Source organism: Candidatus Hakubella thermalkaliphila (genome assembly GCF_013281975.1).
In the GTDB taxonomy this organism is placed as follows: Bacteria; Actinomycetota; Humimicrobiia; order Hakubellales; family Hakubellaceae; genus Hakubella; species Hakubella thermalkaliphila.
Genome location: NZ_BLRZ01000367.1, coordinates 1 through 801 on the forward strand (window position 1 = coordinate 1; position 801 = coordinate 801).

At 39.1% G+C, this 801-nt stretch carries 1 protein-coding gene; it reads left to right on the forward strand.

Annotated elements, in window-relative coordinates; genetic code table 11:
* Window positions 1-218 precede the first annotated feature (218 nt).
* The gene (locus tag HW443_RS12200; RefSeq protein WP_176238331.1) at window positions 219-596 is read left to right on the forward strand and encodes a transposase family protein; all 378 of its coding nucleotides are present in this window, start codon (window positions 219-221) and stop codon (window positions 594-596) included.
* Window positions 597-801: the final 205 nt, after the last annotated feature.

Consider the following 801-nt stretch of genomic DNA (forward strand, 5'->3'; position numbering starts at 1 on the left):
TCCTGCGGATATTTTATAACTATGTCCTCACCTGTCAGCGCCTCAATAAGAAATGCCTTCAGGTATTTTTTTCATTATCTGTTAACCAGAATAGGATGCAATAAATAAAGGCTCTTCACGGAATATGGTGCATATAGAATAATTTATTTTTAGCTGTTGCATCTGAAAGGTTATTATAACCCTCTAAATCCTATCAAGAAAGGAGGGTAACCAGACAGATGCAACAAAGAGATTATCTCACAAGACTTTTAGGATTTCAAGGGTTTAATGTATTGAAGGTAGAGATAGATCAAGAGGGAGATATAGAAAAAGCTATTATAACTTTAGGAAGAAGCAACGAGTATATCTGTAGTAACTGTGGCCGTAAGTTACATAGCGCACATAGCTCTTTTACACAGGAGGTAAGACATTTACATTTATGGAGGTACATAACTATTTTAAAGTTTGAGAAGGTAAAGGTAAGGTGTCCTGACTGTGGGGTGAAGGTGGAAAATCTGGACTTTTTAGAGAAGAACAAAAGGATCACAAAGGAGCTAACACATCAGGTTTCAGAACTCTGCAAGGTGATGACGATAGAGGATGTAGCGACTTTTTAACATCTAAACTGGCAGACAGTTAAAGAGATAGACAAAAAGGCGATAGTGAAAGCACAGGCAGGGAGGACACTTGAAGGTATAAACGGATTAGGGGTTGATGTGATTTCTGTTGTTCATGGGCACAATGATTGGCATTTAATAAGCAGCATTGAGGGGGCTAATGGTCCCGAGATGCTTTATGTAGGAGAGGGCCGTAAGGAGGAGG

What these genes read in the sequence shown, in the direction of transcription:
- HW443_RS12200 (WP_176238331.1), top strand. Translation starts at nt 219, where the DNA reads ATGCAACAAAGAGATTATCTCACAAGACTTTTAGGATTTCAAGGGTTT.